The sequence below is a fragment of the Pusillimonas caeni genome (assembly GCF_003545815.1).
Taxonomy (GTDB): domain Bacteria; phylum Pseudomonadota; class Gammaproteobacteria; order Burkholderiales; family Burkholderiaceae_B; genus Pusillimonas; species Pusillimonas caeni.
Window position 1 is genome coordinate 69,882 of the sequence record NZ_PDUW01000006.1, and the last position, 24,668, is coordinate 94,549.

Below are 24,668 nucleotides of genomic sequence, written 5' to 3' on the forward strand. Positions count from 1 at the left end.
CAACCATGATGCGGATCGGTGAACTGGGCAAGAAGGCAGATTGCTTGGTGCAGACCGTGCGCTTTTACGAGTCAGAAGGCTTGCTGCCCGAGCCTGCACGTAGCGAGGGCAACTTCAGGCTCTATGACGAAGTCCATTTGCAGCGCTTGCTGTTCATCCGCCGCTGCCGGGCGAAGGACATGACGCTGGATGAGATCCGTCAACTGCTGAACTTACGGGATCGGCCAGAGTTGGGCTGCGGCGAGGTGAACGCGCTGGTCGACGCTCATATCGCGCAAGTGCGGACCAAGATGAAGGAATTGCGCGCCTTGGAGCGCGAGTTAATGGATCTGCGACGCTCCTGCGATAGCGCCCGAACCTCGCGCGAGTGCGGCATTCTCAACAGCTTGGCCGAGCCCGCCTGAAGCTCGAGCGTGTCATCGGTGCTGGAAGTGATCGGGTCCAGTTCTGAGAGCCACGTGCCGCGCTCCATCATGCGAAAGCGCGCGGTTCTGACGTTTTGAGACGGCGTGCGACCGAGGGCGTGGCCCACAGGAGCCAGCGCGAGCCGGACGACCTGCGCGCCGCAATCTCCGCCACCTTACGGGTTCTCCAGGCCAGACCGAGCATCGCGGCGTGGCTGCGCAGGTGCAGGTGCAGGCCAAGGTAGCAGTGCGCCACGACGCGGCCCGACTCATGGGCACGCCACGCAACTCGCGATCGCTTCGCAAGAAGCCGCAAGGCCCGACTCGCGCAAGAATGCGACGTGGGCAAGATCGTATAGCCAGCAGCGCAAGCGTTTGCCGCTGCTGGCCGGCTCCGGAAGGGATAGACAAGCTGCGGGCCGTAGTCCATTGGAAAGTCCATCTTTCTTGAGTGTCACTCTTTGGCGCCCAGCGTGTGCTTTTGCGACCGGAAAGCGCTGAACAAGTGGCCCCCGGGCATCCAGAAATCGCCGTAGTTGACTTGGGCGTCTTCGTGCTCACGCTTGTGATGCCAGCGATGGGCTTCAGCCACCCCGATCAACAATCCCAACGGCCCGACCCGGTATCCCAGATTGGAGTGCTGGAAGGCCAGATGCACGACCAAGAAGCCGAGCCATGCGCCGACGGCCAACCACAGCTTGGAACGCCGCTACTGGCTCAACGGGGAGTGGAAAGGCCGCCCGCCCTCTAGCAAGGCGGCACAAGCGAGCGCGACGATCACTGTGAGTAGCTCCGTCGGAAAAGACGGCCGGCCGGTCGCGAGCTCGCCGAAGAGCACAACCGCAGTGGCGCCACGGATCAGTGGATAGCAGCCATACCGGATGACAGTCGCAATGAAGGGGGCGCATTGGTGCTCATCTGTTCTGTCCTAAAGCTCTGACTGGATTGGAAAACCTTCTAGCTACGGTAGAGTCAAGGGCGTCCGGGAAGACCCTGTGGCAAGTTCGTTGCATCTGCGCCTTGACTCTCCAGCCGCTACAGGCTTCAGCATCCATCGATTTGGAAGGAACAATGCATGGCTGAAAACCACAGAAATCACGAAAACGACGAGTTGGGCCGCCTAGATGCGAGCGATGCGAAGGACCGAAAGATTCTTCTGACTGTGTTGCTGATCAACCTGACGCAGTCCGCCGCCGGCATTGCCCTTGGCATCTGGGCTGGCTCTACGGCGCTGATGGGCGCCGGGTTGGACAACCTCGCCGATGCGTCGGTCTATGCGGTTAGCCTGTATGCCGTCGGTCGTGCGGCAACGGTCAAGGTGGGCGCGGCCCGCTTGTCGGGTTTCTTGCTAATCGGCCTGGCCGCGCTGCTGCTGTTGGAAGTCCTACGCCGCTTCGCTGGAGGGGAAGAGCCTGTCGGCCCAGCCATGATGGCCATGGCCGCGCTGAACGCGGCTTTGAACCTAGTGTGCCTCAGACTACTGCGCCGCCATCGCGGGGAAGATGTGAACTTCAAGGCGTCAGCGATCTTTACCAGCAACGACTCCATCGTCAATGGTGCGATTGTGCTGTCCGGGGTGCTGGTGATGGGGTTCGGGTCGAACATCCCGGATCTGGTGCTGGGCGTCATCGTGGCCGCAATCGCAGCGAATGGGGGGCGGGAAATCCTGCGCGAAGCATCGGAAACAGCTCGCCGTAAGGCGGGCACATAAGGCATGTTTTCGCCCAGTTCATCCCGAGGTTTACCTCTGCAAAAGAGGTAGTCCAGCCTTTGGGCTACGGCCTCGGCTGCAGCCGAGCGTACCATTGGCGATGGCCGCGCGATAGGCGGGCATGCCGTTCTCGACCTCCGTCTGCCGTACAGCAGCGGTGCGCAAGGTTGAGGGTGCATGTCGTCTCTCCTGTTCGTGTGGCCCAGGCCAATGGCCGGGCCGGGACGTTGATGGGCAGGAGAATGGCGCCGAAGGCCCAACGGCCTTCGGCTCGGGAGAAAAGAGGAACCACCCGTGGGCTGATTGGCAGGCCCGGTCGTCGCTAGAACCGTCTGCTCATCAAGCAATCACACCCGGCCCATGTCGTGGCTGGGGCCGGCATCGTCTGGCGCACATCCGCGCACAAAGGGAGCCCGTTTTTGCACCGGCGGGCACCGGCACCGATTACCGCTGACCACGAAGGGTCTCCCGGTGGCTCGTGCAGCCTGGCAAGCCACCGGGAGACCCTTCGCAGAGGGCGGAAGAAACGCAGATCAACAGAACGCGCGTGGTGCGGCTCGCAGAGAAGCTACCTTCAGGTCCCGCGGCCGGGGACGGCTGGGCGGGACGCGCACACGGATCAAGAAGGCGTTGCGCGCTGGGCGTCCCGCAGGGCATGCGGCGGAGTGCGGGACAGGGGCCACGCCGCCGAAGGCGGGCACGGCTCACGGGGAACGGGGGCGGTCAGGAGCCTTTGCGGCCGCTACGGCGCGGGCGCGAGGCGCCGCGCTTGGAGCTGCCGGATTCGACTGGCAGCGTGCCTTTGCAGTCCGGGTAGCGGCTGCACGACCAGAACGGGCCGCTCTTGCCGCTGCGCTGGCGCGTGGGTGCGCCGCACTGCGGGCATGCCGGCCCTTGGGGAACCTTGATGGACAGGGAGGCGCTGCCGTACTGCGCAATCAACTGCGAAATCCACGCGGCCTGCTTGCCGATGAACACGTCCAGCGTGAGCTGACCGGCTTCGATCATGTCGAGTGCTTGTTCCCAGACGGCAGTGGTGCCGGCGTCGGCAATCGCCGTAGGCACGGCATCGATCAAAGTGAAAGCCGCATCCGAGGCGCGGATGGCACGCCCCTTCTTGACGAGGTAGCCGCGGGCGATCAGGCCGCCGATGATGTTGGCCCGCGTCGCTTCGGTGCCGATGCCGACCGTATCCTTGAGCTTCTGCTTCAGGCGGGGATCGGACACCAGCTTGGCGACGCCTTTCATGGACTTGACCAACTCGCCTTGCGTGTACGGTTTGGGCGGCAGCGTCTTGAGCGCTTTCAGATCGACGTCGGCCACCTGACATGCCAGGCCACCGCGCAGCGCAGGTAGCACCTGGGCGCGGGCCGCAGTATCGCCATCGCCATCGCCGTCTTCGGACTGCGGCTCGGCCAGCACCTGGCGCCAGCCCGGGGTGACAACCTGCTTGCCCGTGGCCGCCAGGTTCTGTCCCCCGCACGAGAGCTTGGCCACGGTGCGGTCGAACTCGTGGTGCAGGAGGAACTGCGCCAGATAATGCGCCCGGATGAGCCTGTACACGGCCAGTTCCTTCTCGCTCATGGCGGAGAGGTTCACCGGTTCGAGTGTCGGGATGATGCCGTGGTGGGCCGTGACCTTGCCATCGTTCCAGGCGCGCGAGCGCTGCGAACGGTCGAGCTGGCCCATGATTGAGCGCAGCGAGGGATCGGTCTTGAGCAGGCTGTCGAGAACGGTGGGCACTTCGGCAAACATGCTCTCGGGCAGGTAGCCAGAATCGGAGCGGGGGTATGTCGTGGCCTTGTGCGTCTCGTACAGGGCTTGGGCGATCTCCAAGGTTTCCTGCACGTCCAGCCCAAGCTGCTTGGAACACACTTCCTGCAAGGTGCCCAGGTCGAACGGCAGCGGCGGGCCTTCGCGGACACGCTCAGTCTCCACCGACACTACGTGGGCACTTCCCGCAGCGCGGATCTGCTGCATGGCCTGCTGTGCGACCGGCTGCTGCAGGCAGCGGCCGGCGTCGTCGGTGCAGGCATCGGGTGGAACCCATTGCGCGGCGAAAGTCGAACCGCCTGCGAACAGGGACACGGCGATTGCCCAGTACGGTACGGACACGAAGCGCGCGATCTCGCGGTCGCGGTCTACAACGAGCTTGAGCGTCGGGGTCTGTACGCGGCCGACCGACAGCACGCCGTCGTAACCCGCCTGTCGCCCTAGCACCGTGAACAGCCGACTCAGGTTCATGCCCACGAGCCAATCCGCACGGGAGCGCGCCAGCGCCGAGTGGTACATCGGAAGCGTCTCGGCCGATGACCGCAGCTTGCCGAGGGCGGCGCGGATCGACGCATCGTTAAGCGCTGACAACCACAGCCGCTCGATAGGCCCGCGATAGCCGCACAGGTCGATGATTTCGCGAGCGATCAACTCGCCCTCGCGGTCGGCATCGGTGGCGATGACAAGCTGGGTCGCCTTCGCCAGGAGCGCTTTGACGACCTTGAATTGCGTGGCGGTCTTCGGTTTGATCTCGACCCGCCAATGCTGGGGAATGATGGGCAACTGCTCGATGGACCAGCGCTTGAGCTGCTCGTCGTAGGCTTCCGGTGCTGCCGCCTCTACGAGATGGCCGATGCACCAGGTGACCGTGACGCCGGAACCGTTGAGGCAGCCATCACCGCGTAGCGTGGCGCCGAGAATCCGGCCGATGTCTTTGCCCTGGGAGGGCTTCTCGCAAAGAAACAGCCGCATGTCCGTCCATCCCGATTCCTGTTGTTCATGGAGTTGCTGGGATCGAGGATGCCGAGCACCACTGAGGGCAGCAGCAAACAAGCCGCATGCGGTGGCGACCGCTTTTACGCCGATGAAATGGCGGGCGCGGAGGAAGGCGCGTGGCCGGAAGTGTGCGGGCCGAGAGGCGCGATTTCCGGGAGCGCGTGGAACTCGGTGGACGTTGGTGGAGCTATCCCCTGGGGATAGCTCGCAGCGCATGGAGGGCGGCGAAGCACTGCGGCAGCCGCCCTCCATGTCGGGTCACTTCCGGCGCTTCGTCTCTTTCGGCGCGGTCGATTCCTGGTTGGCCTGCGGCTTCGGTTCTGCCTCCTGTGGCTTCGGGCTGAGGACTACAGACTCGATGCGGTACGGCAGGATGCCGACACTGCGCGCGTTGACCTGCCAGGTCTCGCGGGGCTGATCTTCGTTGTCCGTCCAGGGGTCGCGCTCCATGCGGCCGACGACCAGCACGCGCATGCCCTTCTGGTAGAGCTGCTGCCAGCGGTCGGCGTCGTGGTGCCAGAGTTCCACCGGCGCCCAGAAGCCGCCGCGGTCCTCGAACTCGCCGCCTTTGGTGGGGACGGGGTTGTCAAAGTACACGTTCAGCCGGAGCAACCGGCGAGGATCGTCGTTGCCGTTGGGGAATTCGCGGTACTCGGGAGGCGAGCCGATGTTGCCCTCGCCGATGAATTGTGTGCTCATGGTGCAATCTCCGTGGTGGTTGAAATACCCGTGCCTCGTTGGGCACGGGTGCGTGCTCGGATGCCTGATGCAATCACCGATCGCGCACTGCGGCAGGAACGGACGCGAGCCGACGCAGGTAGGCGTCGTCCGCCTTGGCGGCCTTGCTGGCGCATTCCTGCGCCTGCCTGCCCAGGGTGTGCAGCAGGCTGATCTGCATGTTCAGCGTGATGCGCTGCAGTTCGATCGCGTGCAGGTCCTGCAGCAGGTTGACCGGCGTGCTGGTCGTGGCGATTAGCTCCTGCCACAGGGCCACGCCCATGGCCGATCGGTCGTGCTTGCGCCAGCGTAGAAAGGTCGTGCCTGCGCCAGTGGTCTGCTGGGCCAGCTCGACGGGAAGCAGGTGGAAGGGATGCCCGCACGCCTGTGGCAGCACCTGTCGCTGCGCCAGAGCAATCAACTCGTCGCGCATGGCGAAGCACTGGCTGGCCCAGGCCTCGAAGTCCCCTTTACCTTTAAAAGGCTTTAAAAGGCCTTTTAGAGAGGCCGCGTGTTCCAGCCTCATGAAGGCTGGCTGTTCCAGACGACGGAAATAGCGCGGTTCGCGGTTCGGGTCGCTCATGCCGGTTCGTCCTCGCCGGCGGCTGTGGACTTGGCCTCGGCCGGATCGGCGGCAGTGCCTTCGTCGCTGGGAGGGGCGGCTGCGGCAGAACTCTCACCGCGCTGTTGCAGACCACGGCGCACGACGGGCGGCGCAAACTTCGAGCGGCGCGTGCCTTCGAGCACCTCCTGCGGCAGTTCACCGAACTTCTCCAGCGCCGCCCGCGCTGCGGCGTTCTTCGCCGCGAAGTCGTCGCGGGTGCAGCCCGAGTAGCGGTATTGCTGGGCCAGGCTGAACAGGCTGCGCAGCGCGTGGGCACCTTCGTTGAGCCAGCGCTCCAACGTCGAGCGATCGATCAGCGCGGTGTGATGGGCGAGGATGAGCTTGCGGGCGATGTCGTCGTAATCGGCCAGGAGATAGACGGCGGCAAAGCCCAACTGCGCATTGACGAACAGCGGAAGCTTGACGGGCTGCACGTTGAGGTTCTCGCCCAGGGTCAACGCGGCGGGCACGCCGGCCAGGGCCTGGTCCACCTGGTCGCGCAGCGTCTGCAGCGTGGTCCTGGTCTGGTCGAGCTTGTCTTCGATGCGAAGCATCCACCAGTCGCTGTATGGGTCGTCCTGCTCCGAGCCGCGCTTCATCTTGTTCATGACGGCGATGTAGCCGTTCAGGCCGACGATGCCCGGTCGCCCCTCGGCGGCGGCGCGGCCATGCCAGATGCGCGAGGCGTGGTGGGTGTGCAGCGTCAGCGACATCGCGCTGCGCAGGGAGCCGAGGTTGAGTTGCAATGGTTCGTTGCTGGTTGCCATGGTGATCGCTCGCTGGTGGACAGGGAGCCGCCAGCATCCGCATGCAGCGGAAGGCAGTCAGTCAACAAACCGAAATGAGCCGACCCCCGGTTCTGTGCGCGCTGGCGGCGCAGCGCGCAACGGTCCCCTGGGGACCGCTCCGCAGATGGGCACTCACATCGGCGTTCCCGTCCTCGGTTGTTGACGGTATGCGTGCTGCACCGCACGTCGCGCTGCCGTTCGACACGATCCTTCGCCGCGCAGCCGTCCCCAGGGGACCGTTCCGTTGAGCGCCATGGAGGTCTGCTTCATGGTCTTGCATGCGCTCTACTCAGGTTTTGCGCAGCATGTCGCGCCGTCGCCCGGCGCTTCACCGCACAGCCGTCCCCAGGGGACCGTTTCTGCCGACCGCCATGGAGATCTACTTCACGGCTTTGACAAGCCCTGTGCTCAGGATTTGCGCAGCAGATCGCGCAGGCGCTCGATGTGCTGCCGGGCCACCTCGGGCGGCACGACGTTGCGCGGCGGCTCGGTTGGTGGCGCTCGCGCCGCCGATGGTGTTGGCGGTGCCGGGCCGGTCTGCTTGGCCCAGGCATTGAACTCGCCGCGCATGGCGCGCTGGATGATGCCGAACAGATAACCGGCGGGGTTGCGGATGCCATGCTTGCCGCACCGTGCGGCCCATTCGTCCAGCACGGCCTGCCGCAGGGCAGCGTCCACCTGCTGCAACGCCATCTTGGCTCCGGCCTGCTGTTCCGCCTTCAGTTCCGCGAAGCGCTTGGGCCATTGCAGGTCGCCCAGCGCACGCGCCTGCGCGGTAGTACGTACTTCATCAATACGACTACTACGTACTGTACGGTCCTGCTTCGAATTCCGAAGAGCGCCGTCTGGCGCGGGTTTCGGCCCTGCTTCGGATTCCGAAGATGGGCGATCGCCATTCCGAAGAAGGCTCGCGGGCCCTTCTTCGGAATCGTGGACCGCATCCTCCTGTGGATAACTTTCGGAGGCGGTGATGCCCTGGTCGGCCAGGCGCTCGGCGAGCACTTGCAGCCGCGACGGCAAGGTGCGTCCGGACAGCATCGGGTCGTCCGCGATCTCCTGGAGGGTGTTGAGTCCCACCACCTGGACGGCCTTGGCCGAATGCCCCAGCGACTGGCTGACCAGGGCCAGGTAGTCGGCGTCGAGTTGCATCGCCTCGAACGGCGTCAGCGGTTCGTCGTGCAGGACGTAGAGGTTGCCGAGGATGCGACCGGTCTTGGGGTCGCGCCGTCGTCGCACGAGGCTCAGCCAGCGCGTCAGGCGCAGCAGCGTCAGCGCCCGCGCCACGGTCTCATGGGAGGCCTGGCCTGCGCAGGGCATCGACGCCAGCCAGGGGCGCAACTGCTCATAGGTGGGAAATGCCGTGACGCCATCGTCGTTGAGCATCAATCGGAACACCTGCCAGGCGTTGCGCTCCAGCGGTGTCAGGCGGCGGTCGAGGAACAGCCGCCGCGGCACGCTCTCGTGCCGATTGCCACTGAACAGGAAGGCGTCGCCGGACGTAGGAGGCGTGGGCGTTGGAGCAGGCAGGGACGCGGGAGCGCCAGAGCTGGACTTGGGCGCGAGGTCCTTCAGCGCAGCGTCGAACAGGTCGGCGAGTGCGATGGGGCCAGGGCGCTGGGCTCGTGGGGCGGTGTCGTCCACGGCCATGGCCTAGCCCAATCCCTGATCGACCCAGTTCCTGATCGCGGCCCAGACCACCGAGAGCGGCAGCGACATGCCCTCGGCCAGGTCCATGGCCGCATCGAGAATCGAGGTCTCGTCCTCCAGATCGACGTTCCTGCTGCTGGTCACGGCTTTCCATTGCCGCCACAGTTCGGTGTCCTGGGTCTCGTCCAGGACGGGGTGGCGCCCCTTGCGCTTGGGCAGGCCGAGGATCTCCCGCCGCAGGGCGACTTCCTGATGGGTCAGGCCATAGAAGCGGCTGACCATCTCCGTGCTGGCCCCCAGCCGCAGCATGCGATCGACCGTGGCGATTTCCTTCTCCACGTCCTGTGCCTGGTTGAGCAGGCGCTGCAGCACTTCGCGGTTGACCGTGACCGAGCACCACGAGACGCTGGCGTTGGCCAGCACGCTGATCAGCGCGGGGTGCTTGAGCGCATCCAGCTCGGCCTCGCCGAAGCCCATGGCCTTGCAGCGGCGCAGTTGGCCGTTGCGAAGGTCATACAGCGCCTGGGCAATCACGGCCTGGTTGAGCGGATGCGATGTGGACATGCGGCCTCCCTCGCTCACGTCCCGGGCGCCGTGGTGCCGGCTTCCAGGTCCAGCAGACGCCGGGCGAGGCGCAGCAGCCGAAAGAGCTTGACCAACGCCGTGTCGCTCAAGCGCCTTGCGCCGCTGCCATGGCCTTGGCTCTGGCCGTGCAACAGGGTCGGCAGGTCGGCGGCGAGCTGCGCGCCGTCCAGGCCCGCTTCGGCGACGGGCTGACCCGTCAGGGAAGTGAGCAGCGTCAGCACCGCGCGGCCGAGCGGCGACGGGGCTTGGCCGCGGGCGCGGCACGCAAACCCGATGCCATCGGCGCGATCCTCGATGCACTCGTCCAGGCCTGCCTCCCCGGCGATCTCGCGCGCGAACTGCGCGATGTGGATGCGCAGCCGATCGGGCGTGTCCAGGCCGGCGTCGATGTACCAGACGTCGGAGATCGGATAGAGCCCGCCGGCTTGCACCGGGATGGACTGCAGCACGCTCGCCGAGAAGTCGGGCGGCAGCGCATCGCCCAACTGGTCGGCGACCATGCGCTGGATCGATTGGAGCCGTTCTGTCGTCGGTGCTGGCGAGACGATGTGCTCGCGAAGCAGATCGCCCGGTGCGGCCGGCTGGCTTCCCGTGGCCGCTTCGCCAACCGCCGTGTCGTCGTGGCGCAAGGTGGGCTCGGACGCCGGAGGGCTGGCGGGTGGAGGACCGGCCGCCGCTGCAGGCGTGGCGATGGACGATGCTGCGCCCGGCGGAGTCGGCGTGCCGGCGGTGGGCGAAGGCAACGCCGGCTGCGCCGCAGGTGGCGTCGGGTCACTGACCAGCGCCCGGTGGCGGCTTTCCGATTCGGTCAGGTCCAGCGCCAGCACGTCGTAGCCGATGCCCAGCAGCTCGGACATCTGGCCGATCAGCTCGTCTTGCACGCGCTGCGGCGCGAACTCGTCGCCCTGCGTGTCGAACTGCGCCAGCACCTCCTGAAAGAAACTGTCGAAGTCCAGCGGCAGCGAACGGTCCTTGGCGTAGTGCTCCCAGGTGCGTTTGCAGGCCGTGCGCATGACCGACAGCCGCTCGACCTGGTGGCGCCCCAGGCCGCCATAGAGCACAGTGGGAATGGCGGGCAGCAGGTAGCGCACCGCGTCGGCCATGCGGGTGATGTGCGACCGCTGGACGGGGAAGCCATCGGCCGCCAGGCGGCGGGCCAGTTCCGACTGGCTCAGGGCGGCGCCGCTCTCCTGCTCGTAGAACTCCCGTGCTTTCTCGACGCCGAGCGCGCGCTCGATGAACGTGAGGCCGCCGCGCAGTTCGTTCTCGGCAAGATGCCCGGTCAGCGCGACGATTTCACCGCGCTCCGGCCATGGTCGGAACAGGCACGATATGCGGAAGAAGCGTTCTTCCTTGGTCTCCGACCAGAGTTCGCGCAGGATCGCCAGTCGCGTGTTGCCGCCGTTGCGGATGATGTAGTGGTCCTCGCCGGGCCTGCGCGTGATGGCCGGCGCCGCGTCCAGGCCGCGCTCGCGGATGGATGCCTTGATTTCCTCGTAAGCCGGGTTGCGCTTCATGCGCGGGTCATGGTCGTAGGGCCGCAACTGGTCCAGCGTCACGACCATGGGCGTGTCCGCGATCGGGTCGCTCAAGGCCGTAGCCGCTGGGCCGCTGCGCTCGAAGCCGGCCGCGAGCAGCTTGCCTGCCATGTCCTGCGAGGTCATGTCAGCCATGGCCGCACCCCTCGCAGTCCCCACGACCGCCGGCCGGCGCCATGCGGGCCTCTCGCTCGGCGCGGCGGATCTGCGCACGGGCGTTCAATTCGGCCCGGTGGTCACTCGCTGTCGAACTCGTGTAGATCGCCGCGCAGCCGGCCTTGGTGAACTTGAGGTGCCCGCCCGGCGTGCGCTTGACGTGCCAGCCCTCACCGACCGCGAACTCGATCAGGGCGCGCAGCCGCTTGTGGCCGCGGGCCAGCTCATGTGCGTTCGCCATGGGGCCTCCCAGGATCAAGAGGTCGCTGCGGGCGGCCGGATACTTGAGCCAGTCGGTCCTGCCATTGCGGGAACAACTCGCTGGCGAGCGCGCGCATCGTGTCGAGCGCGGCAGGGGCGACTCTGCCGGGCGGCTGGCGGTGCTCGACCCGATGCACCGGCAGGCCGCGCGTTGCGGCACGTGGATACGCTTCTATGGCCGGCACGTCGGTGGCGAGCACGCGGATGCCGGCGCTGTCCTGGAACAGGTCGCGCAAGGCCTGCTGGATCAGCCGTGCGTTGGCGGACACCGGGTGGACGCGGTTGATGAGCAAGTGCAGCGGCGGCGGTTCGATGCCCAGGTGCCGGTACGGCGCAATGTCTTCGAGCAACTGCATGGTGCCGCGCCGCAGCTCGCGTGCCGCGAGGATCTCCGGCGTGACGGGCGACAGCGCGAGATCGGAGGCGAGCACCGCCATCTCCAGCAGCACGGAACGCGCGCCCTGGGTGTCGATCAGCACCAGGTCGTAGAGGGGAGCAAGTGCTGGCAGCAGATGCCGCAACCGCAGGCGGCCATCCGGCGCATGCAGCAACAACGTGTTCAGCTCGCCCCGGTGGTCGTCGGACAGCACCAGGTCCAGGCCCGCGATGATCGTGCGGGACACGAGCTGGCCAAGGTCGCGCTCGTTGAAGGCCAACAGCTCATAGATGCCGCCCGGCGCGCGCTGGGTCAGTTCGTAGTAGGAGGACAAGGTGGGCTGCACGTCGAGATCGAGCAGCAGCACGCGCAGGCCCGCGTCCGCGGCGAGCCCGCCCAGGTTGGCGGCCGTCGTGGTCTTGCCGACGCCGCCCTTCGTTGAAATGATGGACACGACCTGCATGGCGCTCTCCGGCTGGGAATGGGAAGTCCGCGGGAGAGCGGGTCAGGTCCGGTGGTTGAGGCGCTCGGCGATCCACTGGTCGATTTCGATCGAATCCCAGCCGACAGCGCGCACGCCCAGGCGCAGCGCCTGAGGGAACTGGCGCTTCTTCATCAGGTTGTAGATGTGGGCGCGTTTGAAGCCGGACTTCGCTTCGACTTCATCGAGCCGCAGGATGCGGCGCTCGTTCGGCGGGAGTACAGGGGTCTGCGACATGGCGGTCACTCCTGAACGCTCGGTGGCGTTTGTTGGCGTGACCTCTATTCAATAGACCTGGCTGCGGAAAGACATTGCAAATGCAATCTCCGCGATTGCACATACAAGCTGGATAACCTCATGCGCTTGCGCTACGAACGTACCTCTTAGCGTTGGCGAACTTTCCGTTTAAGGTGCGCTCAGTGATGCCCATGGTGCCGCCGTAGTGGGCGACCAATGCAGAGACAAGGGCCTCCTGCGTTTTGAAGCTGGAATAGGGCACGCCTGAAGGCGACTGGCTCAGCATCAGCGTCAACATCCCTCCAATGATGTTGAGATAGGTCGTTTCCGCCCGTTCGCTGATCTCGCATTGCTTGGATGCCAACAGCACCGAGGATTGCTTGAGTAGCGTGTCGTGCTGCTCCTGCAGTTCTCGCATCTCACGTCGGGCTTGTTCAAGCGCGGCCTGAAGGGCCAGCCGCTCCACGAGGATCGCCTGTCCTGTTTCCATGGTGATGAAAGGATGCGCCATGCGTTCGCCACGGCTGAACAGAAATCCTGGCCGGTGCTCGGGATAGTGGGTGCGCATCCAGCGTTTTAGATCGACATGGCGAACAGTCAGATCCAGAGAATTGAGCAGGTTCGGATCATTGAGCGTGATCCCGTTCTTGCCGTAGGGCAGCTCTCCGTTGAGGATGCCGTCATAGATACGTTCCGAGTGCAGCCGGCACTCATTCCATCGAGGGCAGTTCAGCGACCGAGGCAGGACACGCGGTGACGCGATCGTGGCCAGGATCATCGGGAGATACCGCAGCAACCCAGCCCATCGGATGGCCGCCTCGATGGGACGATAGAACACCTTTGATGTTGAAATGTCCTTGTGCATGTCTTCGTCTCCTTTCGGGTGCGCTACATCACCGGCTCCTTTCTTGCCCAAGGGCTGTTGTGTCGTTATGGCCTGCGACGGACGCTTGAGGCGATGCCCTAAGCGAAGGCGGAGGAGGCCATTGGCGTCCGCCGCAGGTGGCCTTGTCTTGCTTGATATGCAAGAATCGATCAGTTGCCGGCCCATCGAGCGATGAGGACGCAAGCTCGATATTGGCGCTCACGGTACCAGCGTCATAGGTGGCGCAAAGCCCATCAAGACCGATTTGGTATGGTCTGATATCCAGACGGTTCAAGACCAGCGAGTTGAAGCGTTCGACGCCCCTACGTCCAGTTGGGGACTGGAAATCAGCGGTTAGTGATGCATCGCTCCACATGCTGATATATCGACAAAGTATCTGCCGCAGTACCAGTGACCCTGCCAGGTTGCCCCAGCACATAGGAGACGGAGATGGCTGAACATTCCCATGAACATCAACATCACACATCCGGTCAGATGGGTAAGCACGGCCGACCATACGCCAAGTTCTGGGTGAACATGGTGTTGGGCCTCGTCGTCATGTACTTCGTAATGTTCAGCATGATCGACGGCGCCAGGGACTTCAGAAACAATCTCAACATGCTCTACATGGCGGTCACTATGTGGGCGCCAATGGGCATCTTCATGCTAGCGACAATGCCCGGCATGTTTCCAAACCGGCGGCTCAATCTCGTGCTGTACGGCTTGTTTGCCGTTCTCACACTCGGTTCTTTTGCCGCTACCCGTGCTCAAACCGGAATCGGCGATCGACAGTTCATCGCGTCTATGGTCCCGCACCATTCGGGAGCGATCCTCATGTGCCGCGAGGCGCAGCTCTCAGATCCGGAACTCGTCAACCTATGCCAAGCGATTTCCGATGGCCAGCGCGCGGAGATCGAGCAGATGAACCGGATTGCTGCACGCCTTCGTTGAGGCTGGCTGCCACTACACTGGCGCCGCGTTGCGCTCCGGCGAAGTTAGCCGCAGCGATGTAAAGATGAGTACTTGCGGTGTTCCGATGCCGGCGGTTGTGTCCTACAGCCGTCCAGGTGCCAGGTAGTCCACGCGACACCACCCCGCGCTGCCTGCGGAGCGAGCGCAAGTCATGATCGTCGCAAGTTGGAGTTCGATAGCGAACCCGCTCAGCAGCTGGACGCATCAGGCGTAACGACGGGTGGATGGATCATCCTTGGACGCTGGTGGAAGTGGTTGGATGAACTTTGTTGCCGAGGGCGAAAAACAAGGCTATAATTGAGTTCTTCGCTGATCACCACAGTGGAGAAAGTGATTGGGAAACAGAGACTTAGCGCTCTAGTGCATGACTCGTTTCCCGCTCCAGATTTTAAAAAAAGCCCAGACTTCGGTTTGGGCTTTTTTGCGTTTGGTGGACGTCTATAGAAATCCATGGAACACAGAAAAAAGGAGCTTCAGCTCCTTTTTTTGTTTCTGGAGCGTCCATCAACATCCCGGGACGTCCACCTACAGCAGTGCAAGGCACGAGCTTGCTGCTGATACCTAACAGATCATTTGACGCAGGCGCTTCTTGGAAAAATTGTTCGAACCCCAGGGGCGCGTCGACTAAATCATGCGCAAGCGGGCTCTCTCCAATCAGTTAAATCTTCGTTGCACAGGCATGCAACGCCGCAATATCGCCTGACACGATGATCGGTAAGTGGCGCGAAATCTTTTCCACCGGCCAGTCCCACCAAGCGATGGCCTCCAGCATCTTGATGGCCTCGTCTGAGAATCGCTGCTTGATTAGTTTGGCCGGATTGCCGCCGACTACGGTGTAGGGAGCTACATCGCTGGTTACGACTGCGCGCGAGGACACGATAGCGCCGTTGCCTATGGTTACGCCCGGCATAATCAAAGCCTCGTAGCCAATCCAGACATCACTTCCTATAACCGTGTCCCCCTTATAGGGCAGCTCGTCCAAGCTCGGCATGACACTTTCCCAGCCATTGCCAAAAATCTGGAAGGGGTACGTGGAGATGCCGGATAGTTTGTGATTGGCTCCATTCATGATGAACTTCGCCCCTCGAGCAATTGCGCAGAATTTGCCGATGATTAGCCTGTCACCGATAAACGGAAAGTGATAAAGGACATTGCGCTCGAAATTCTCTGAGTCTTCCGGGTCATCGTAATAGGTGTAATCGCCAATGATGATATTTGGATTCTGCACCGTATTCTTGACAAAGCACACTTGTGGAAAGCCGTCCATCGGGTGCTTATTTGCTGGACTCGGTCCGTTCATCCTATTCCCTCATATGTGACTTGTTAAACGCCACGATCTCCACCGCACTCAACCAGATCGGCCTGCCTCATGACAAGGTGTGCTCGAGGAAAAACCGCAGCATTTCGCGGGAGGCGTCCGGGCCCGACGGGTCGGTGTATGAGCCTTTAGCGCTACCGCCCGACCACGCATGCCCCGCTTCGTGAATGACCCAGTGTTCGGAGCTTGCCCTACCGTCGGCGGCACGGCGTATCGTCGTTGTGTAGGCCCGGCCGTGCGCGGTTCGGCCTTGGTTGACGGTTACGGTGGCGTCGCGTGGCGCGCCGGAGCCGCCCTGGCGATCGCCAGCGCCTTGTTCGATGGCGTACTTGCCGTTGGACGGATGGACGGTGGCATCCCGGTCGCCATGAAAGACGATGATGGGCGTTGCGTCCGGACGGGCTCGAAAGGTTTTGGAACCGCTTTTCATGGCCGCAAATGCGGCCTGCACATTAGTGGCCGCGCCGGCAGGCAGGCCCGAATGGACGCCGGCGGCCGCATAGATATCTGGATAAGCGGCGCTCATGATGGCGGCCATGGCTCCGCCTGCGGATAGTCCCGCGACATAGCAACGCTTTTCGTCAATGCCATATTTGCTGATTACCTCACGCGTTATATCGGCAATGATGGACGGCTCGCCGTCGCCGCGTTGCTGGTCGCGGGCCAGAAACCAGTTCCAGCAGTTTGAGCCGTTAGCGTTGGCGGCCTGAGCGGGATAGACCACGAAACAGTTGTTTTCTTCGGCATGTTGGTTCATGGCCGTGCCGGCGGCGAAGTCGTCTGGATTCTGCTTGCAGCCATGCAGCATGACGACGAGCGGCAGCGGCTGGCCGGAATACCCGCTGGGAATATAAAGCTTGTAGGCGCGCGTACCGGCATGATTGCTGCAAGAGCCGCTGAGGAATTGACCTGTGTCGAAGCGGGCGTTGCTTGTGGGAGCTTCGGCCTGTCCGGTCGAGGTCGCGCTGGGCGGCGCCGGCGCGTCGACTTCATTCAATGAAATGTCGGTGATGTCTTGCATGCTTTCGCTCAGGGCCCTTTTTTTGCGCAGGGGAGCCGTGCTTGGTTGGGCGAAAGGCGTGTTCCGTTGCGGTGCCGCGGACGGTGGCGGCGTGCCGCCGCGCAGGGCGCTTTGTATGGTCTGCGTGGCGGCCATGGGGCCGTGGCTCTGCAGGACTTTGACCGCATCCTGCATGCGTGCGATAAAACCTTCATTGAGTTTCATGGTGCTGGTCTTTGCGGAATTTAGTGGATTCGCCCGGCCAATACGGCCTTGACGGCGGGTGTGGCGTGTAAGGCGCCCAGTACGACGATGGACTCTATCGTGGCGAGCGCCAGTTCGGGCGTGACATCGGCATCAATGCTTGCCAGGCCCAATACGTGAATCTGAAGCATTTGGCCTTCCGCCTGGGCGGCCTCGAGGTCGACGCGGCTAAAGCGGTGCAATCCCAGTACCAGGCGCCTGCGCGCGACGGTCTGGTTGATGGCGTCGGCATGGATCGATAACTGGTTGCGTATAGCGGTGCGGATGAGGTCGGTTCGGTTGGAATAGAAGCCCTCCTTGACCAGCAGATCGATTTGACCCAGGTCTACGGGCCCGAGATTGATGGTGATCTTTTCGGAATCGGCGGGCTTGCCTTTGATTTCCGGTATTGCATCACCGAGCTTGTTTCGCGTGGACACTTGGGCCTCCTGGTTTTCCATCCAATTGCCATCCATTCACCATCCATATGGATGGTTTATTTTAATCTCTTGCTATCAGATGTCAAACGAACATACGGCCGGCGAAGCTCGAGTAGCTGAAGTGTGACGGGCGCGTGGCGGATACGTATGTGATCCCAGCAAGGTCAGCGCTGCGTCCACCGCGCACCGCCTCATCTTCAATATCCTATAAGATGCTGCCTGGCGGGTTTGCCGCTGGCGGACTACAACACCGAGCCCTTCATGAAGAAAACCGATCTCGAAAAGCAGAAAGCCCTGAAACTCATGGGCAAGCTCAACGCTGCCGCCCCGCTGGGCCGCTATGCCGGCGCCGCGCCCGCCGTGGATCGCCGCGAACAGCGCCGCCTGGACCAAGCTGCCGGCCTGGTGCCCTTCCCCGTCAAGCTGCGCCAGCCATTGATTTCAGCCTTGAACGCTAAGGCGCAGGCGGATGGCGTCAGCGTCAACGAGCTGGTGAACGTGCTGCTGGCCGAGGCGCTGAAGGGCTAGTCCATGAATATATGGGTCGATGCCGACGCCTGTCCCGCCGTCATCAAGGACATCCTGTATCGGGCGGCGCAGCGATCGCAGCGGCCGCTCACCCTAGTGGCCAATCAAATGCTGCGCACGCCGCCGTCGCCTTTGATCCGGGCCGTCCAGGTGCCGCGAGGATTCGACGTGGCGGATGACTATATCGTTGAACGCGCATCCACGGGCGATCTGGTCATTACTGCAGACATTCCCCTGGCAAGCGAGGTGCTGCGCAAGGGGGCGCTGGTGCTCAGCCCTCGCGGCGAGCGTTACACCGCCGACAGCATAAGCGAGCGCCTGTCGATGCGGGACATGATGGAAGAACTGCGTAGCGCCGGCGTCGATACAGGCGGGCCAGCGGCTTTCAGCCAAGCGGACAGGCGTGCATTTGCCAATGCCCTGGACCAACTGTTGCAGAAGGCGCTACGCGAAGACACCGCCGGGCGCGTCCGATAGACAGTGTGTGCGGCGGCGGCCCGGGAACCGTCCGCCCCGCTTCCCGTCGAACAGTTCATGCAATCCTCTTCCTGGCTTCGCCCTGCCCGCCGCCTGCTCTGGCTGATCTTTCTGGCCGTGCTGGCCGTTTGGGCCTGGCCGCGCCTGCCCGACGCCGTCCACGCGCCCTGGCATATGCTCCGTCTGTCGCTGCAGCCTGCCCCCACTCACCTGCCCGTGCCGGTCCAGGGCATTGCGCCCCGGCAATTGACCGATACCTGGGGAGCCGCTCGCAGCCAGGGCCGCAGACATGAGGGCATCGATATTTTCGCCGTGCGCGGCACGCCGGTGCTTTCAGCCACCGAAGGCGTCGTGACGCAGGTCGGCACCAACAACCTGGGCGGGAAAGTGGTATGGGTGCTGGGGCCGGGGCGGCAGATGCACTACTACGCCCACTTGGACGACTACGCGGATATTTCTCGCGGCCAACGGGTGGCGGCAGGCGATGTTCTCGGCTACGTCGGCAACACCGGTAATGCGCGCGGCACGCCGCCACATTTGCACTACGGCATTTATAAGGGCGGCGCGCTCAACCCCTATCCCTTTCTCAAGGCATCGCCGACACCGTGAATGGAACATTCACATTCCCTACGTCATTAAAGTCGGGTTAACCCTAATAACAATTCGTTGGGGTACAGAGTAAATTCGTTGGTGTACTAACTATTTCAGTCATTTCCGCCCTTACACTCCTGGAGATTCGCCCCATGCAGTTTTATCTGAACGGTTACCAGATCGGCGACCCGGAAATTCATGCACCCGCCGCGGGCTTCGAACGCCCGGCCAATGACCTGCCCGAGGCCGTCGACGTGCTGATCGTCGGCACGGGCCCGGCCGGGCTGGTCCTGGCGGCCCAGCTCTCCACCTGCCCCGGCTTCACCACCCGCGTCGTCGAGCGCCGCGCCGGTCCGCTCGAGCTCGGCCACGCAGACGGCGTCGCCTGCCGCACAGTAGAAATGTTCGAAGCGTTCGGGCTCTCTTCGCGCCTGCTGCGCGAGGCCTGCTGGATCAGTGAGACGGTCTTCTGGCGCCCCGACGAGCAGGACCGCTCGCGCATCCGGCGCACCGGCCGCATCGATGACGCCGCCGGGGAGCTTTCCGAGATGCCGCACGTCATCGTCAACCAGGCGCGCTTGCAGCAGTATCTTCTGGAATACATGGAGAAGTCGCCGACCCGGCTCAGGCCCGACTATGGGCTGGAAGCCGTCAGCGTCCAGGTCGAGGACACCGGCGACTACCCCGTCGCCGTGACGCTGCGCCCCACCGGCGGCGGCGCCGAGCAGACGGTACGCGCGAAATACGTCGTCGGCACCGACGGTGCGCGCAGCGCCGTGCGCACCTCGATCGGCCGCGAGCTGCAGGGGGACGTCGCCAATCACGCCTGGGGCGTAATGGACATCCTGGCCGTCACCGACTTTCCCGACATTCGGATCAAATCGGCGATCCAGTCGGCCAACGAAGGCAACATCCTGCTCATCCCGCGCGAAGGCGGCTATCTGGTGCGCCTGTATGTCGACCTGGGCGTGGTCGATCCCGGCCGCCGCGACGAAATCCGAAACACGCCGGCCGAACGCCTGATCGAAGTCGCGCAGAAAGTGCTCCACCCCTACACGCTGGACGTGAAGGACATCATCTGGTGCTCGGTGTACGAGGTCGGCCAGCGCGTGACCGACAAGTTCGACGACGTGCCCGCCGACCGCGTCACCGCGCAGCTGCCGCGGGTCTTCATTGCCGGCGATGCCTGCCATACACACAGCGCCAAGGCTGGACAGGGCATGAACGTCTCCATGCAGGACACCTTCAATCTCGGTTGGAAATTGGCCGCTGTGCTGCAGGGCCGGGCGGCCCCCACGCTGCTGCATACCTACTCGGCGGAGCGCCAGCCGGTGGCAAAAGAGCTGATCGACTTCGACAAGGAATGGTCGGCCATCATGGGCTCGCCGCCGAAGGATCCGCTGCATCCCGAACGCGGCGGCGTGGATCCGGCCGAACTGCAGGAATACTTCGAGAAGTCGGGCCGCTACACCGCCGGCCTCGCCACGCGCTACCCTTCGGGGCCGCTGATCGGCACGGCGGAGCACCAGGCATTGGCCGGGGGCTTCACGATCGGCGCGCGTTTTCATTCGGCGCCGGTGATCCGCATCGCCGACGCCAAGCCGCTGCATCTGGGCCACGTGCACCGCGCCGACGGCGCCTGGCGGCTGTATGCGTTTGCCGATGCAAGCGCCGAGCGGCTGCATGCGCTGCTGGGCTGGCTGGCCGAGTCGCCCTCTTCGCCCATCCGGCGCTTCACCCCCGCCGATGCCGACCCCGACAGCGTGATCGATGTGCGCGCAATCTACCAGCAAGGCCATCGCGAGATCGAGGTCGACGCATTGCCGTCGCTGCTGCTGCCCCGCAAAGGACGCTTCGGCCTGATCGACTACGAGAAGGCGTTCAGCCCCGATCCGCGCAGCGGGATGGACATCTTCGATCAACGCGGCATCGATCGCGTCCGGGGAGCTCTCGTGGTCGTCAGGCCGGACCAGTATGTCGCCCACGTGCTGCCGCTGGACGCCCGCGATGCGCTGGAGGACTTCTTCGGCCGCTTCCTGCTGGACGCCCGCTCATGAGCGGCCTCGACGAGATCCTTCCGCACACCGGCTCGCTGATCCGGCGCGCCCAGCAGCGCCATGCGGCCGAATGGGCGCGCCTCGTGTCGAATACGATCACCAGCGTGCAATTCGCGGCGCTGGCGATCTTGGCCGACACGCCGGGGGCAAGCCAGCGCGAGCTGGGCGATGCACTGGAAGTGGACCGCTCGACGATCGCCGACCTCGCCGCCCGGCTGGAGCGCAACGGCCTGGTCGCACGGGAACAAGATGCGTCCGACCGCCGCCGCAACGTGCTGAAGCTCACCCCGGCGGGCATGCGCGAGCTCAAGCGCCTGCGCCCGCGCGTCGATGCCGTGGAGCAGGCCATGACCGGAGCCCTGTCGGCGGCCGAGGTGGCCGAGCTGCGCCGCCTGCTGCGGGGGCTGCTCGACGCCCCGGACGCATCCGCATCGACCACGGCCGGTCGAAGGCTGGCGCAGCTTGGCGTATAATGCTCCCTTGCATTTCCATGGGTTCCCTAACCCCATCCATCAAAAAGGCACTTCATGTCACCCACACCCGTCCCGCCGTCGCGGGAATCGTTCTATCTTTCCCTGCTGGTCGCGTTCCACATCCTGGTCATCATCGCCAGCAACTACCTGGTGCAGCTGCCCATCGACCTGTTCGGATTCCACAGCACCTGGGGCGCCTTCAGTTTCCCCTTCATTTTTCTGGCCACCGACCTGACTGTGCGCCTGATCGGCAAGGCCGAGGCGCGCAGCGTGATCGCGCGCGCGATGGTGCCGGCCTTGATCGCCTCGTACATCGTGTCGGTGCTGTTCCATGAAGGCCGCTTCAATGGCATGGGCGCATTGGGCGAATTCAACACGTTCGTGTTCCGCATCGCTTTTGCCAGCTTCGCCGCCTACGTGCTGGGGCAGCTGCTGGACGTGCAGGTATTCGACCGGATGCGTCGCGGCTACGTGCAATGGTGGATAGCGCCGGCAGCCTCGTCGGTGCTCGGGCAGGCGCTGGACACGGCCGCTTTCTTCAGCGTTGCCTTCTGGCGCAGCAGCAATCCCTTCATGGCCGAACATTGGGTCGAGATCGCGCTTGTGGACTATGTGATCAAGTTGTCGGTCAGCCTGCTTCTGTTCGTGCCGATGTACGGCGTGGCCCTGAACGCGATCATCCGCGTAATGAAGCGGCGCGAAGCCCTGCCGACCACGGCATGAGTTCGGCCCAATGGGTGCAGACTATCCAAGCCTTGCCGTCACGCTGGACCGGATGTAGTCCAGCAGCGCCGCCCGCTCTTGTGGAAAGGCTGCCAGGTCTGTCGCCTTTAGCCCTAGGTAGGCATCCCTTGCGGCAATAACGAGGTGCTTGTGCTCGATGGGCAGACGCTGAAGGGCCCAATCCGCGGCGGCGTCCTTGGAGGCGATATCTCCCGTCACGGCTGTGTACCAGATACGTACCAGGGCGAGAACGATGTTTCTTTCGTCTCCTTCCCAGTCCGACTCCGTCTTCCACTGCGACAACGTTTCCAGCAGCGAACGCTGGATATCGACGGCTGGAATGTCGTCGAAAAACGCCTGGGCGGCGGGACCGTACAAGGGAACGCTATGCCGCCGCACCTTTGCCAACAGGATAGCCAGGTCGTGATCCGTCATGGCCGGTTCGAGAGTTCCTGCCTCGATGTCTTCACGCAGCCATTCACCGAACTGCATTTGCCGTCTTGCCGGGTAACGCCATGGCAGTACGTCTTCTTGTGCCAGTACGGTCACTTCCAGCGCGCGGCGCCCCGCATCGGTGCCCGGAAAAGCCGATACCGACAGCAGACCGGACATCAATGCCGCCCGGGTCGTCTCGTCCAAAGGGGCGCTTACAGTGATCAACAAGTCGATATCGCTAAATGGCTTTAAGCCGCCATCAACCGCCGAACCAAATAAATGAATGGCCTGGATGGCTACACCAAGATGGTTTGCCAGCACGGCAAGCGCATCGGACACCTGGCCTGCAATCGACTCTGGAACTTTGGCGATCATGGCGTCAACTCAGGGCGAGCCGGCGGTTCGGACAACAGCCCGAACCAGGGCATGATGCGCAGCTGCTGGCGCGTGGCAATGGACAATCCGACATGGCTATGTTTCAGTGCGTGTTCAAATTCAGTATAAACAACCTTCCATCTGCTGGGACTTTGTAGTTCACAGGCATCCCCCGGGAAGCGGCGATGCTTCCTGATATTGCGACAAGAAGGAGTGTGCAATGAAATTGACGGACAAGGAATTGCTGAGCATGAAATCGAAAGCGCAGATTCCGATCCTGACGGCCTATACCACCCCTATCGCCCGTTGCGTGGAGCAGGCGGGCGTTTCCGCCATTCTTGTCGGAGACACCGTGGGAATGGTGGAAATGGGATTCAGCAGTACCCGATATGTCACCATGGAACATATGATCTATCACATCGGTGCAGTCAGGCGCGGAGCTCCGGACACTCACATCATCGGCGACATGCCTTTCAACAGCGACCTGGAACCTGACTCCGCGTTGCGCAATGCTCGCCTGCTGGTTGAAGCAGGTGCGGACAGCGTGAAACTGGAAGGGCCGAAGTATGACGTCATTCGCCATCTGGTTGCACAGGGCATACCGGTCGTGGGCCACACCGGCCTGACTCCCCAGACGGCACAGAACTTCAGGCAGGTCGGCAAAGACGCCGAGGACGCCCGCCGTCTCCTGCAAGACGCAATGGGAATCGCGGATGCAGGCGCGTTCATGGTCGTTCTTGAGCATATCCCCGACAGCCTGGCCGCCCGGATCACCGCCGGCATTCCCATTCCTACGATTGGCATAGGCGCCGGAACGGATTGCGATGGGCAGGTTCTGGTCATCAATGACGCCATCGGCATGGGCGAGGCATGGCCGCCATTTTCGCGCCAATATGCTTACGTAGGACAGACGATAATCGATGCAACCAGAAGCTACGTCGAGCAGGTGGAAGCCAGGACGTTCAAGTAGATCGGGGGGCATGCGGCAAAAGGCATGCGGCCTACGCGCGCAGGCAGACCGGAGCCGGGCGGTTCAGGCCATGTTGTTGGCGCTGTCGCCTCCCGTCACGTCATAAGCGGCGCCCGACACCAGATAGGCATCGTCGCTGGCCAGAAAGACGACCGCCGGCGCGATGGATTCTGGCGGAAGCCAGGGCAGGCCCAGGGGAGATTTGGCCGCGAGCTTTTGCTTTGCCGCGGCTTCGAGCTTGTCGAGGGGTTCGTCGTTGTTCAAGTCGTCTATCGCCTGCGCGTATCGCCGCCGGTGGCGCGTGAGCGGGGTGTCGATCAGGCCGGGAATGACCGCGTTGACCGTGATGCCGTATTGTCCGAGTTCCAGGGCGGCGGATTTCATCAGGCCGATGAGGCCCCACTTGGAAGCCGAATAGGCGGCGCCGTACTTGGTGCCGTGCTGTCCCTGCGTCGAGGAAGTGATGATGATGCGGCCGCCGCCGTTCTTGACGAGGTAAGGCGCCACGGCCCGGATGGCGTTGCAGGTGCCGTTGAGATTGACCTCGATCTGATCGTGCCAGTCCGCATCCTCCATGTCCAGAAGCGGCTTGAAGGCCTGGATGCCGGCATTCGCAAAGAGGATGTCGATCTTGCCGAAGGTCTCGGCCGTCCATGCGGCCGCCTGGCGCAAGGCGCCCATGTCGCGCTGATCGAGCCGGCGCGAATTCCATTTCCCGCCCGCCGCCACGACGAGCCTGCCGGTTTCATCCAGTTCTTCGACGGTGGCCGGCACGACCTCCAGGGTCTTGCTGACGGGCCCGGCGATATCGATTCCCACAACGGCCGCGCCTTCGCGTGCGAATGCAACGGCGGTGGCTCGCCCGATGCCGCGCGCGGCCCCTGTGACGATGGCGACTTTTCCTTCGAGGCGTTTCGATGACATGGG

General features: G+C 63.6%; 28 protein-coding genes. 10 read left to right on the forward strand and 18 right to left on the reverse strand.

Annotated features, from left to right (window positions below):
- Positions 1-5: 5 nt before the first annotated feature.
- A complete protein-coding gene (cadR, locus tag CSC67_RS14000; protein WP_003098965.1) occupies positions 6-404 on the forward strand; it encodes a Cd(II)/Pb(II)-responsive transcriptional regulator in 399 nt (132 codons plus the stop codon).
- A 67-nt stretch (positions 405-471) separates the two neighbouring features.
- Here the strand turns inward: cadR and CSC67_RS21580 are convergent, their stop codons facing one another.
- Together CSC67_RS21580 and CSC67_RS21585 are read right to left on the reverse strand one after the other, a co-directional pair.
- The gene (locus CSC67_RS21580) at positions 472-846 is read right to left on the reverse strand and encodes a DUF3703 domain-containing protein (RefSeq protein ID WP_055312603.1); all 375 of its coding nucleotides are present in this window, start codon (positions 844-846) and stop codon (positions 472-474) included.
- A gap of 12 nt (positions 847-858) precedes the next feature.
- Positions 859-1,068, reverse strand: coding sequence for a sterol desaturase family protein (locus CSC67_RS21585; RefSeq protein ID WP_014747696.1), 210 nt, complete (start codon positions 1,066-1,068; stop codon positions 859-861).
- Between the two features lie 411 nt (positions 1,069-1,479).
- On the opposite strand from CSC67_RS21585, the gene CSC67_RS14015 reads away from it, so the two are divergent.
- Positions 1,480-2,115 carry a cation efflux transmembrane domain-containing protein gene (locus CSC67_RS14015; RefSeq protein WP_003098972.1) on the forward strand — a complete coding sequence of 212 codons (636 nt, stop codon included), beginning with the start codon at positions 1,480-1,482 and terminating at the stop codon, positions 2,113-2,115.
- A 723-nt stretch (positions 2,116-2,838) separates the two neighbouring features.
- On the opposite strand, the gene CSC67_RS14020 is transcribed toward CSC67_RS14015, so the two are convergent.
- From CSC67_RS14020 to CSC67_RS14075, 11 genes are all read right to left on the reverse strand, one after another.
- Positions 2,839-4,860, reverse strand: a complete 2,022-nt coding sequence (locus CSC67_RS14020; RefSeq protein WP_046803444.1) for a DNA topoisomerase III — start codon at positions 4,858-4,860, stop codon at positions 2,839-2,841.
- A gap of 282 nt (positions 4,861-5,142) precedes the next feature.
- Complete coding sequence (locus CSC67_RS14030; RefSeq protein ID WP_046803445.1) at positions 5,143-5,583, reverse strand: single-stranded DNA-binding protein; 441 nt, start codon at positions 5,581-5,583, stop codon at positions 5,143-5,145.
- A gap of 73 nt (positions 5,584-5,656) precedes the next feature.
- A complete protein-coding gene (locus CSC67_RS14035; RefSeq protein ID WP_046803446.1) occupies positions 5,657-6,184 on the reverse strand; it encodes a DUF3158 family protein in 528 nt (175 codons plus the stop codon).
- Positions 6,181-6,972, reverse strand: coding sequence for a PFL_4669 family integrating conjugative element protein (locus tag CSC67_RS14040; RefSeq protein WP_046803447.1), 792 nt, complete (start codon positions 6,970-6,972; stop codon positions 6,181-6,183). Before CSC67_RS14040 ends, CSC67_RS14035 begins: the two co-directional genes overlap by 4 nt.
- Positions 6,973-7,401: 429 nt before the next feature.
- Positions 7,402-8,640 carry an STY4528 family pathogenicity island replication protein gene (locus CSC67_RS14045; protein WP_003116837.1) on the reverse strand — a complete coding sequence of 413 codons (1,239 nt, stop codon included), beginning with the start codon at positions 8,638-8,640 and terminating at the stop codon, positions 7,402-7,404.
- Between the two features lie 3 nt (positions 8,641-8,643).
- Complete coding sequence (locus CSC67_RS14050) at positions 8,644-9,204, reverse strand: DUF2857 domain-containing protein (protein WP_003090097.1); 561 nt, start codon at positions 9,202-9,204, stop codon at positions 8,644-8,646.
- A gap of 14 nt (positions 9,205-9,218) precedes the next feature.
- On the reverse strand, positions 9,219-10,898 hold the full coding sequence (locus tag CSC67_RS14055) for a ParB family protein (protein WP_004350508.1): 1,680 nt from the start codon (positions 10,896-10,898) through the stop codon (positions 9,219-9,221).
- Positions 10,891-11,160 carry a hypothetical protein gene (locus CSC67_RS14060; RefSeq protein ID WP_003050422.1) on the reverse strand — a complete coding sequence of 90 codons (270 nt, stop codon included), beginning with the start codon at positions 11,158-11,160 and terminating at the stop codon, positions 10,891-10,893. The genes CSC67_RS14055 and CSC67_RS14060 overlap by 8 nt, the downstream gene beginning before the upstream one ends.
- The gene (locus CSC67_RS14065) at positions 11,144-12,019 is read right to left on the reverse strand and encodes a ParA family protein (RefSeq protein ID WP_003098988.1); all 876 of its coding nucleotides are present in this window, start codon (positions 12,017-12,019) and stop codon (positions 11,144-11,146) included. Before CSC67_RS14065 ends, CSC67_RS14060 begins: the two co-directional genes overlap by 17 nt.
- A gap of 42 nt (positions 12,020-12,061) precedes the next feature.
- Positions 12,062-12,274, reverse strand: coding sequence for an AlpA family transcriptional regulator (locus CSC67_RS14070; protein WP_003090093.1), 213 nt, complete (start codon positions 12,272-12,274; stop codon positions 12,062-12,064).
- 118 nt (positions 12,275-12,392) lie between these two features.
- Complete coding sequence (locus tag CSC67_RS14075; protein ID WP_003098991.1) at positions 12,393-13,139, reverse strand: hypothetical protein; 747 nt, start codon at positions 13,137-13,139, stop codon at positions 12,393-12,395.
- A 450-nt stretch (positions 13,140-13,589) separates the two neighbouring features.
- Here CSC67_RS14075 and CSC67_RS14080 point away from each other — a divergent pair, with 450 nt between their 5' ends.
- On the forward strand, positions 13,590-14,090 hold the full coding sequence (locus CSC67_RS14080; protein WP_003098996.1) for a DUF305 domain-containing protein: 501 nt from the start codon (positions 13,590-13,592) through the stop codon (positions 14,088-14,090).
- 679 nt (positions 14,091-14,769) lie between these two features.
- On the opposite strand, the gene CSC67_RS14085 is transcribed toward CSC67_RS14080, so the two are convergent.
- The 3 genes from CSC67_RS14085 to CSC67_RS14095 all read right to left on the reverse strand — a co-directional run bounded on the left by CSC67_RS14085 (position 14,770) and on the right by CSC67_RS14095 (position 17,133).
- On the reverse strand, positions 14,770-15,411 hold the full coding sequence (locus tag CSC67_RS14085) for a Vat family streptogramin A O-acetyltransferase (protein WP_118995081.1): 642 nt from the start codon (positions 15,409-15,411) through the stop codon (positions 14,770-14,772).
- A gap of 67 nt (positions 15,412-15,478) precedes the next feature.
- On the reverse strand, positions 15,479-16,654 hold the full coding sequence (locus CSC67_RS14090) for an extracellular catalytic domain type 1 short-chain-length polyhydroxyalkanoate depolymerase (RefSeq protein WP_118995082.1): 1,176 nt from the start codon (positions 16,652-16,654) through the stop codon (positions 15,479-15,481).
- Positions 16,655-16,674: 20 nt separating this feature from the next.
- Positions 16,675-17,133, reverse strand: coding sequence for a CopG family transcriptional regulator (locus CSC67_RS14095; protein WP_167752912.1), 459 nt, complete (start codon positions 17,131-17,133; stop codon positions 16,675-16,677).
- Between the two features lie 240 nt (positions 17,134-17,373).
- Here CSC67_RS14095 and CSC67_RS14100 point away from each other — a divergent pair, with 240 nt between their 5' ends.
- The 6 genes from CSC67_RS14100 to CSC67_RS14125 all read left to right on the forward strand — a co-directional run bounded on the left by CSC67_RS14100 (position 17,374) and on the right by CSC67_RS14125 (position 21,961).
- Positions 17,374-17,640 carry a hypothetical protein gene (locus tag CSC67_RS14100; protein ID WP_118995265.1) on the forward strand — a complete coding sequence of 89 codons (267 nt, stop codon included), beginning with the start codon at positions 17,374-17,376 and terminating at the stop codon, positions 17,638-17,640.
- Positions 17,641-17,643: 3 nt separating this feature from the next.
- Positions 17,644-18,117, forward strand: coding sequence for a YaiI/YqxD family protein (locus CSC67_RS14105; RefSeq protein ID WP_118995083.1), 474 nt, complete (start codon positions 17,644-17,646; stop codon positions 18,115-18,117).
- Between the two features lie 57 nt (positions 18,118-18,174).
- A complete protein-coding gene (locus CSC67_RS14110; protein WP_118995084.1) occupies positions 18,175-18,726 on the forward strand; it encodes a M23 family metallopeptidase in 552 nt (183 codons plus the stop codon).
- A gap of 134 nt (positions 18,727-18,860) precedes the next feature.
- A complete protein-coding gene (locus tag CSC67_RS14115; RefSeq protein ID WP_118995085.1) occupies positions 18,861-20,765 on the forward strand; it encodes an FAD-binding monooxygenase in 1,905 nt (634 codons plus the stop codon).
- Entirely contained in the window at positions 20,762-21,238 is a 477-nt protein-coding gene (locus CSC67_RS14120) for a MarR family winged helix-turn-helix transcriptional regulator (protein WP_118995086.1), read from the forward strand. Before CSC67_RS14115 ends, CSC67_RS14120 begins: the two co-directional genes overlap by 4 nt.
- 54 nt (positions 21,239-21,292) lie before the next feature.
- A complete protein-coding gene (locus tag CSC67_RS14125) occupies positions 21,293-21,961 on the forward strand; it encodes a 7-cyano-7-deazaguanine/7-aminomethyl-7-deazaguanine transporter (protein WP_118995087.1) in 669 nt (222 codons plus the stop codon).
- A 21-nt stretch (positions 21,962-21,982) separates the two neighbouring features.
- Here the strand turns inward: CSC67_RS14125 and CSC67_RS14130 are convergent, their stop codons facing one another.
- Positions 21,983-22,771, reverse strand: a complete 789-nt coding sequence (locus CSC67_RS14130) for an AadA family aminoglycoside 3''-O-nucleotidyltransferase (RefSeq protein ID WP_118995088.1) — start codon at positions 22,769-22,771, stop codon at positions 21,983-21,985.
- 220 nt (positions 22,772-22,991) lie between these two features.
- On the opposite strand from CSC67_RS14130, the gene panB reads away from it, so the two are divergent.
- Positions 22,992-23,741 (forward strand): 3-methyl-2-oxobutanoate hydroxymethyltransferase, encoded by a 750-nt coding sequence (panB, locus tag CSC67_RS14135; RefSeq protein WP_118995089.1) that lies wholly within the window; start codon positions 22,992-22,994, stop codon positions 23,739-23,741.
- Between the two features lie 63 nt (positions 23,742-23,804).
- Here the strand turns inward: panB and CSC67_RS14140 are convergent, their stop codons facing one another.
- Positions 23,805-24,665, reverse strand: a complete 861-nt coding sequence (locus CSC67_RS14140; RefSeq protein WP_118995090.1) for an SDR family NAD(P)-dependent oxidoreductase — start codon at positions 24,663-24,665, stop codon at positions 23,805-23,807.
- Between the last annotated feature and the right edge of the window lie 3 nt (positions 24,666-24,668).

Bases quoted from the DNA above. Each gene is read 5' to 3' on its own strand.
- CSC67_RS14110 (WP_118995084.1), top strand. From the start codon at position 18,175: ATGCAATCCTCTTCCTGGCTTCGCCCTGCCCGCCGCCTGCTCTGGCTG.
- CSC67_RS14015 (WP_003098972.1), top strand. From the start codon at position 1,480: ATGGCTGAAAACCACAGAAATCACGAAAACGACGAGTTGGGCCGCCTA.
- CSC67_RS14030 (WP_046803445.1), bottom strand. From the start codon at position 5,583: ATGAGCACACAATTCATCGGCGAGGGCAACATCGGCTCGCCTCCCGAG.
- CSC67_RS14140 (WP_118995090.1), bottom strand. From the start codon at position 24,665: ATGTCATCGAAACGCCTCGAAGGAAAAGTCGCCATCGTCACAGGGGCC.
- CSC67_RS14070 (WP_003090093.1), bottom strand. From the start codon at position 12,274: ATGTCGCAGACCCCTGTACTCCCGCCGAACGAGCGCCGCATCCTGCGG.
- CSC67_RS14020 (WP_046803444.1), bottom strand. From the start codon at position 4,860: ATGCGGCTGTTTCTTTGCGAGAAGCCCTCCCAGGGCAAAGACATCGGC.
- CSC67_RS14065 (WP_003098988.1), bottom strand. From the start codon at position 12,019: ATGCAGGTCGTGTCCATCATTTCAACGAAGGGCGGCGTCGGCAAGACC.
- CSC67_RS14085 (WP_118995081.1), bottom strand. From the start codon at position 15,411: ATGAACGGACCGAGTCCAGCAAATAAGCACCCGATGGACGGCTTTCCA.
- CSC67_RS14055 (WP_004350508.1), bottom strand. From the start codon at position 10,898: ATGGCTGACATGACCTCGCAGGACATGGCAGGCAAGCTGCTCGCGGCC.
- CSC67_RS14125 (WP_118995087.1), top strand. From the start codon at position 21,293: ATGTCACCCACACCCGTCCCGCCGTCGCGGGAATCGTTCTATCTTTCC.
- CSC67_RS14035 (WP_046803446.1), bottom strand. From the start codon at position 6,184: ATGAGCGACCCGAACCGCGAACCGCGCTATTTCCGTCGTCTGGAACAG.
- CSC67_RS14115 (WP_118995085.1), top strand. From the start codon at position 18,861: ATGCAGTTTTATCTGAACGGTTACCAGATCGGCGACCCGGAAATTCAT.
- CSC67_RS14045 (WP_003116837.1), bottom strand. From the start codon at position 8,640: ATGGCCGTGGACGACACCGCCCCACGAGCCCAGCGCCCTGGCCCCATC.
- CSC67_RS14040 (WP_046803447.1), bottom strand. From the start codon at position 6,972: ATGGCAACCAGCAACGAACCATTGCAACTCAACCTCGGCTCCCTGCGC.
- CSC67_RS14100 (WP_118995265.1), top strand. From the start codon at position 17,374: ATGAAGAAAACCGATCTCGAAAAGCAGAAAGCCCTGAAACTCATGGGC.
- CSC67_RS14095 (WP_167752912.1), bottom strand. From the start codon at position 17,133: ATGGAAAACCAGGAGGCCCAAGTGTCCACGCGAAACAAGCTCGGTGAT.
- CSC67_RS14060 (WP_003050422.1), bottom strand. From the start codon at position 11,160: ATGGCGAACGCACATGAGCTGGCCCGCGGCCACAAGCGGCTGCGCGCC.
- CSC67_RS14075 (WP_003098991.1), bottom strand. From the start codon at position 13,139: ATGCACAAGGACATTTCAACATCAAAGGTGTTCTATCGTCCCATCGAG.
- CSC67_RS21580 (WP_055312603.1), bottom strand. From the start codon at position 846: ATGGACTTTCCAATGGACTACGGCCCGCAGCTTGTCTATCCCTTCCGG.
- CSC67_RS14080 (WP_003098996.1), top strand. From the start codon at position 13,590: ATGGCTGAACATTCCCATGAACATCAACATCACACATCCGGTCAGATG.
- cadR (WP_003098965.1), top strand. From the start codon at position 6: ATGATGCGGATCGGTGAACTGGGCAAGAAGGCAGATTGCTTGGTGCAG.
- CSC67_RS14105 (WP_118995083.1), top strand. From the start codon at position 17,644: ATGAATATATGGGTCGATGCCGACGCCTGTCCCGCCGTCATCAAGGAC.
- CSC67_RS14130 (WP_118995088.1), bottom strand. From the start codon at position 22,771: ATGATCGCCAAAGTTCCAGAGTCGATTGCAGGCCAGGTGTCCGATGCG.
- CSC67_RS14090 (WP_118995082.1), bottom strand. From the start codon at position 16,654: ATGAAACTCAATGAAGGTTTTATCGCACGCATGCAGGATGCGGTCAAA.
- panB (WP_118995089.1), top strand. From the start codon at position 22,992: ATGAAATTGACGGACAAGGAATTGCTGAGCATGAAATCGAAAGCGCAG.
- CSC67_RS14120 (WP_118995086.1), top strand. From the start codon at position 20,762: ATGAGCGGCCTCGACGAGATCCTTCCGCACACCGGCTCGCTGATCCGG.
- CSC67_RS14050 (WP_003090097.1), bottom strand. From the start codon at position 9,204: ATGTCCACATCGCATCCGCTCAACCAGGCCGTGATTGCCCAGGCGCTG.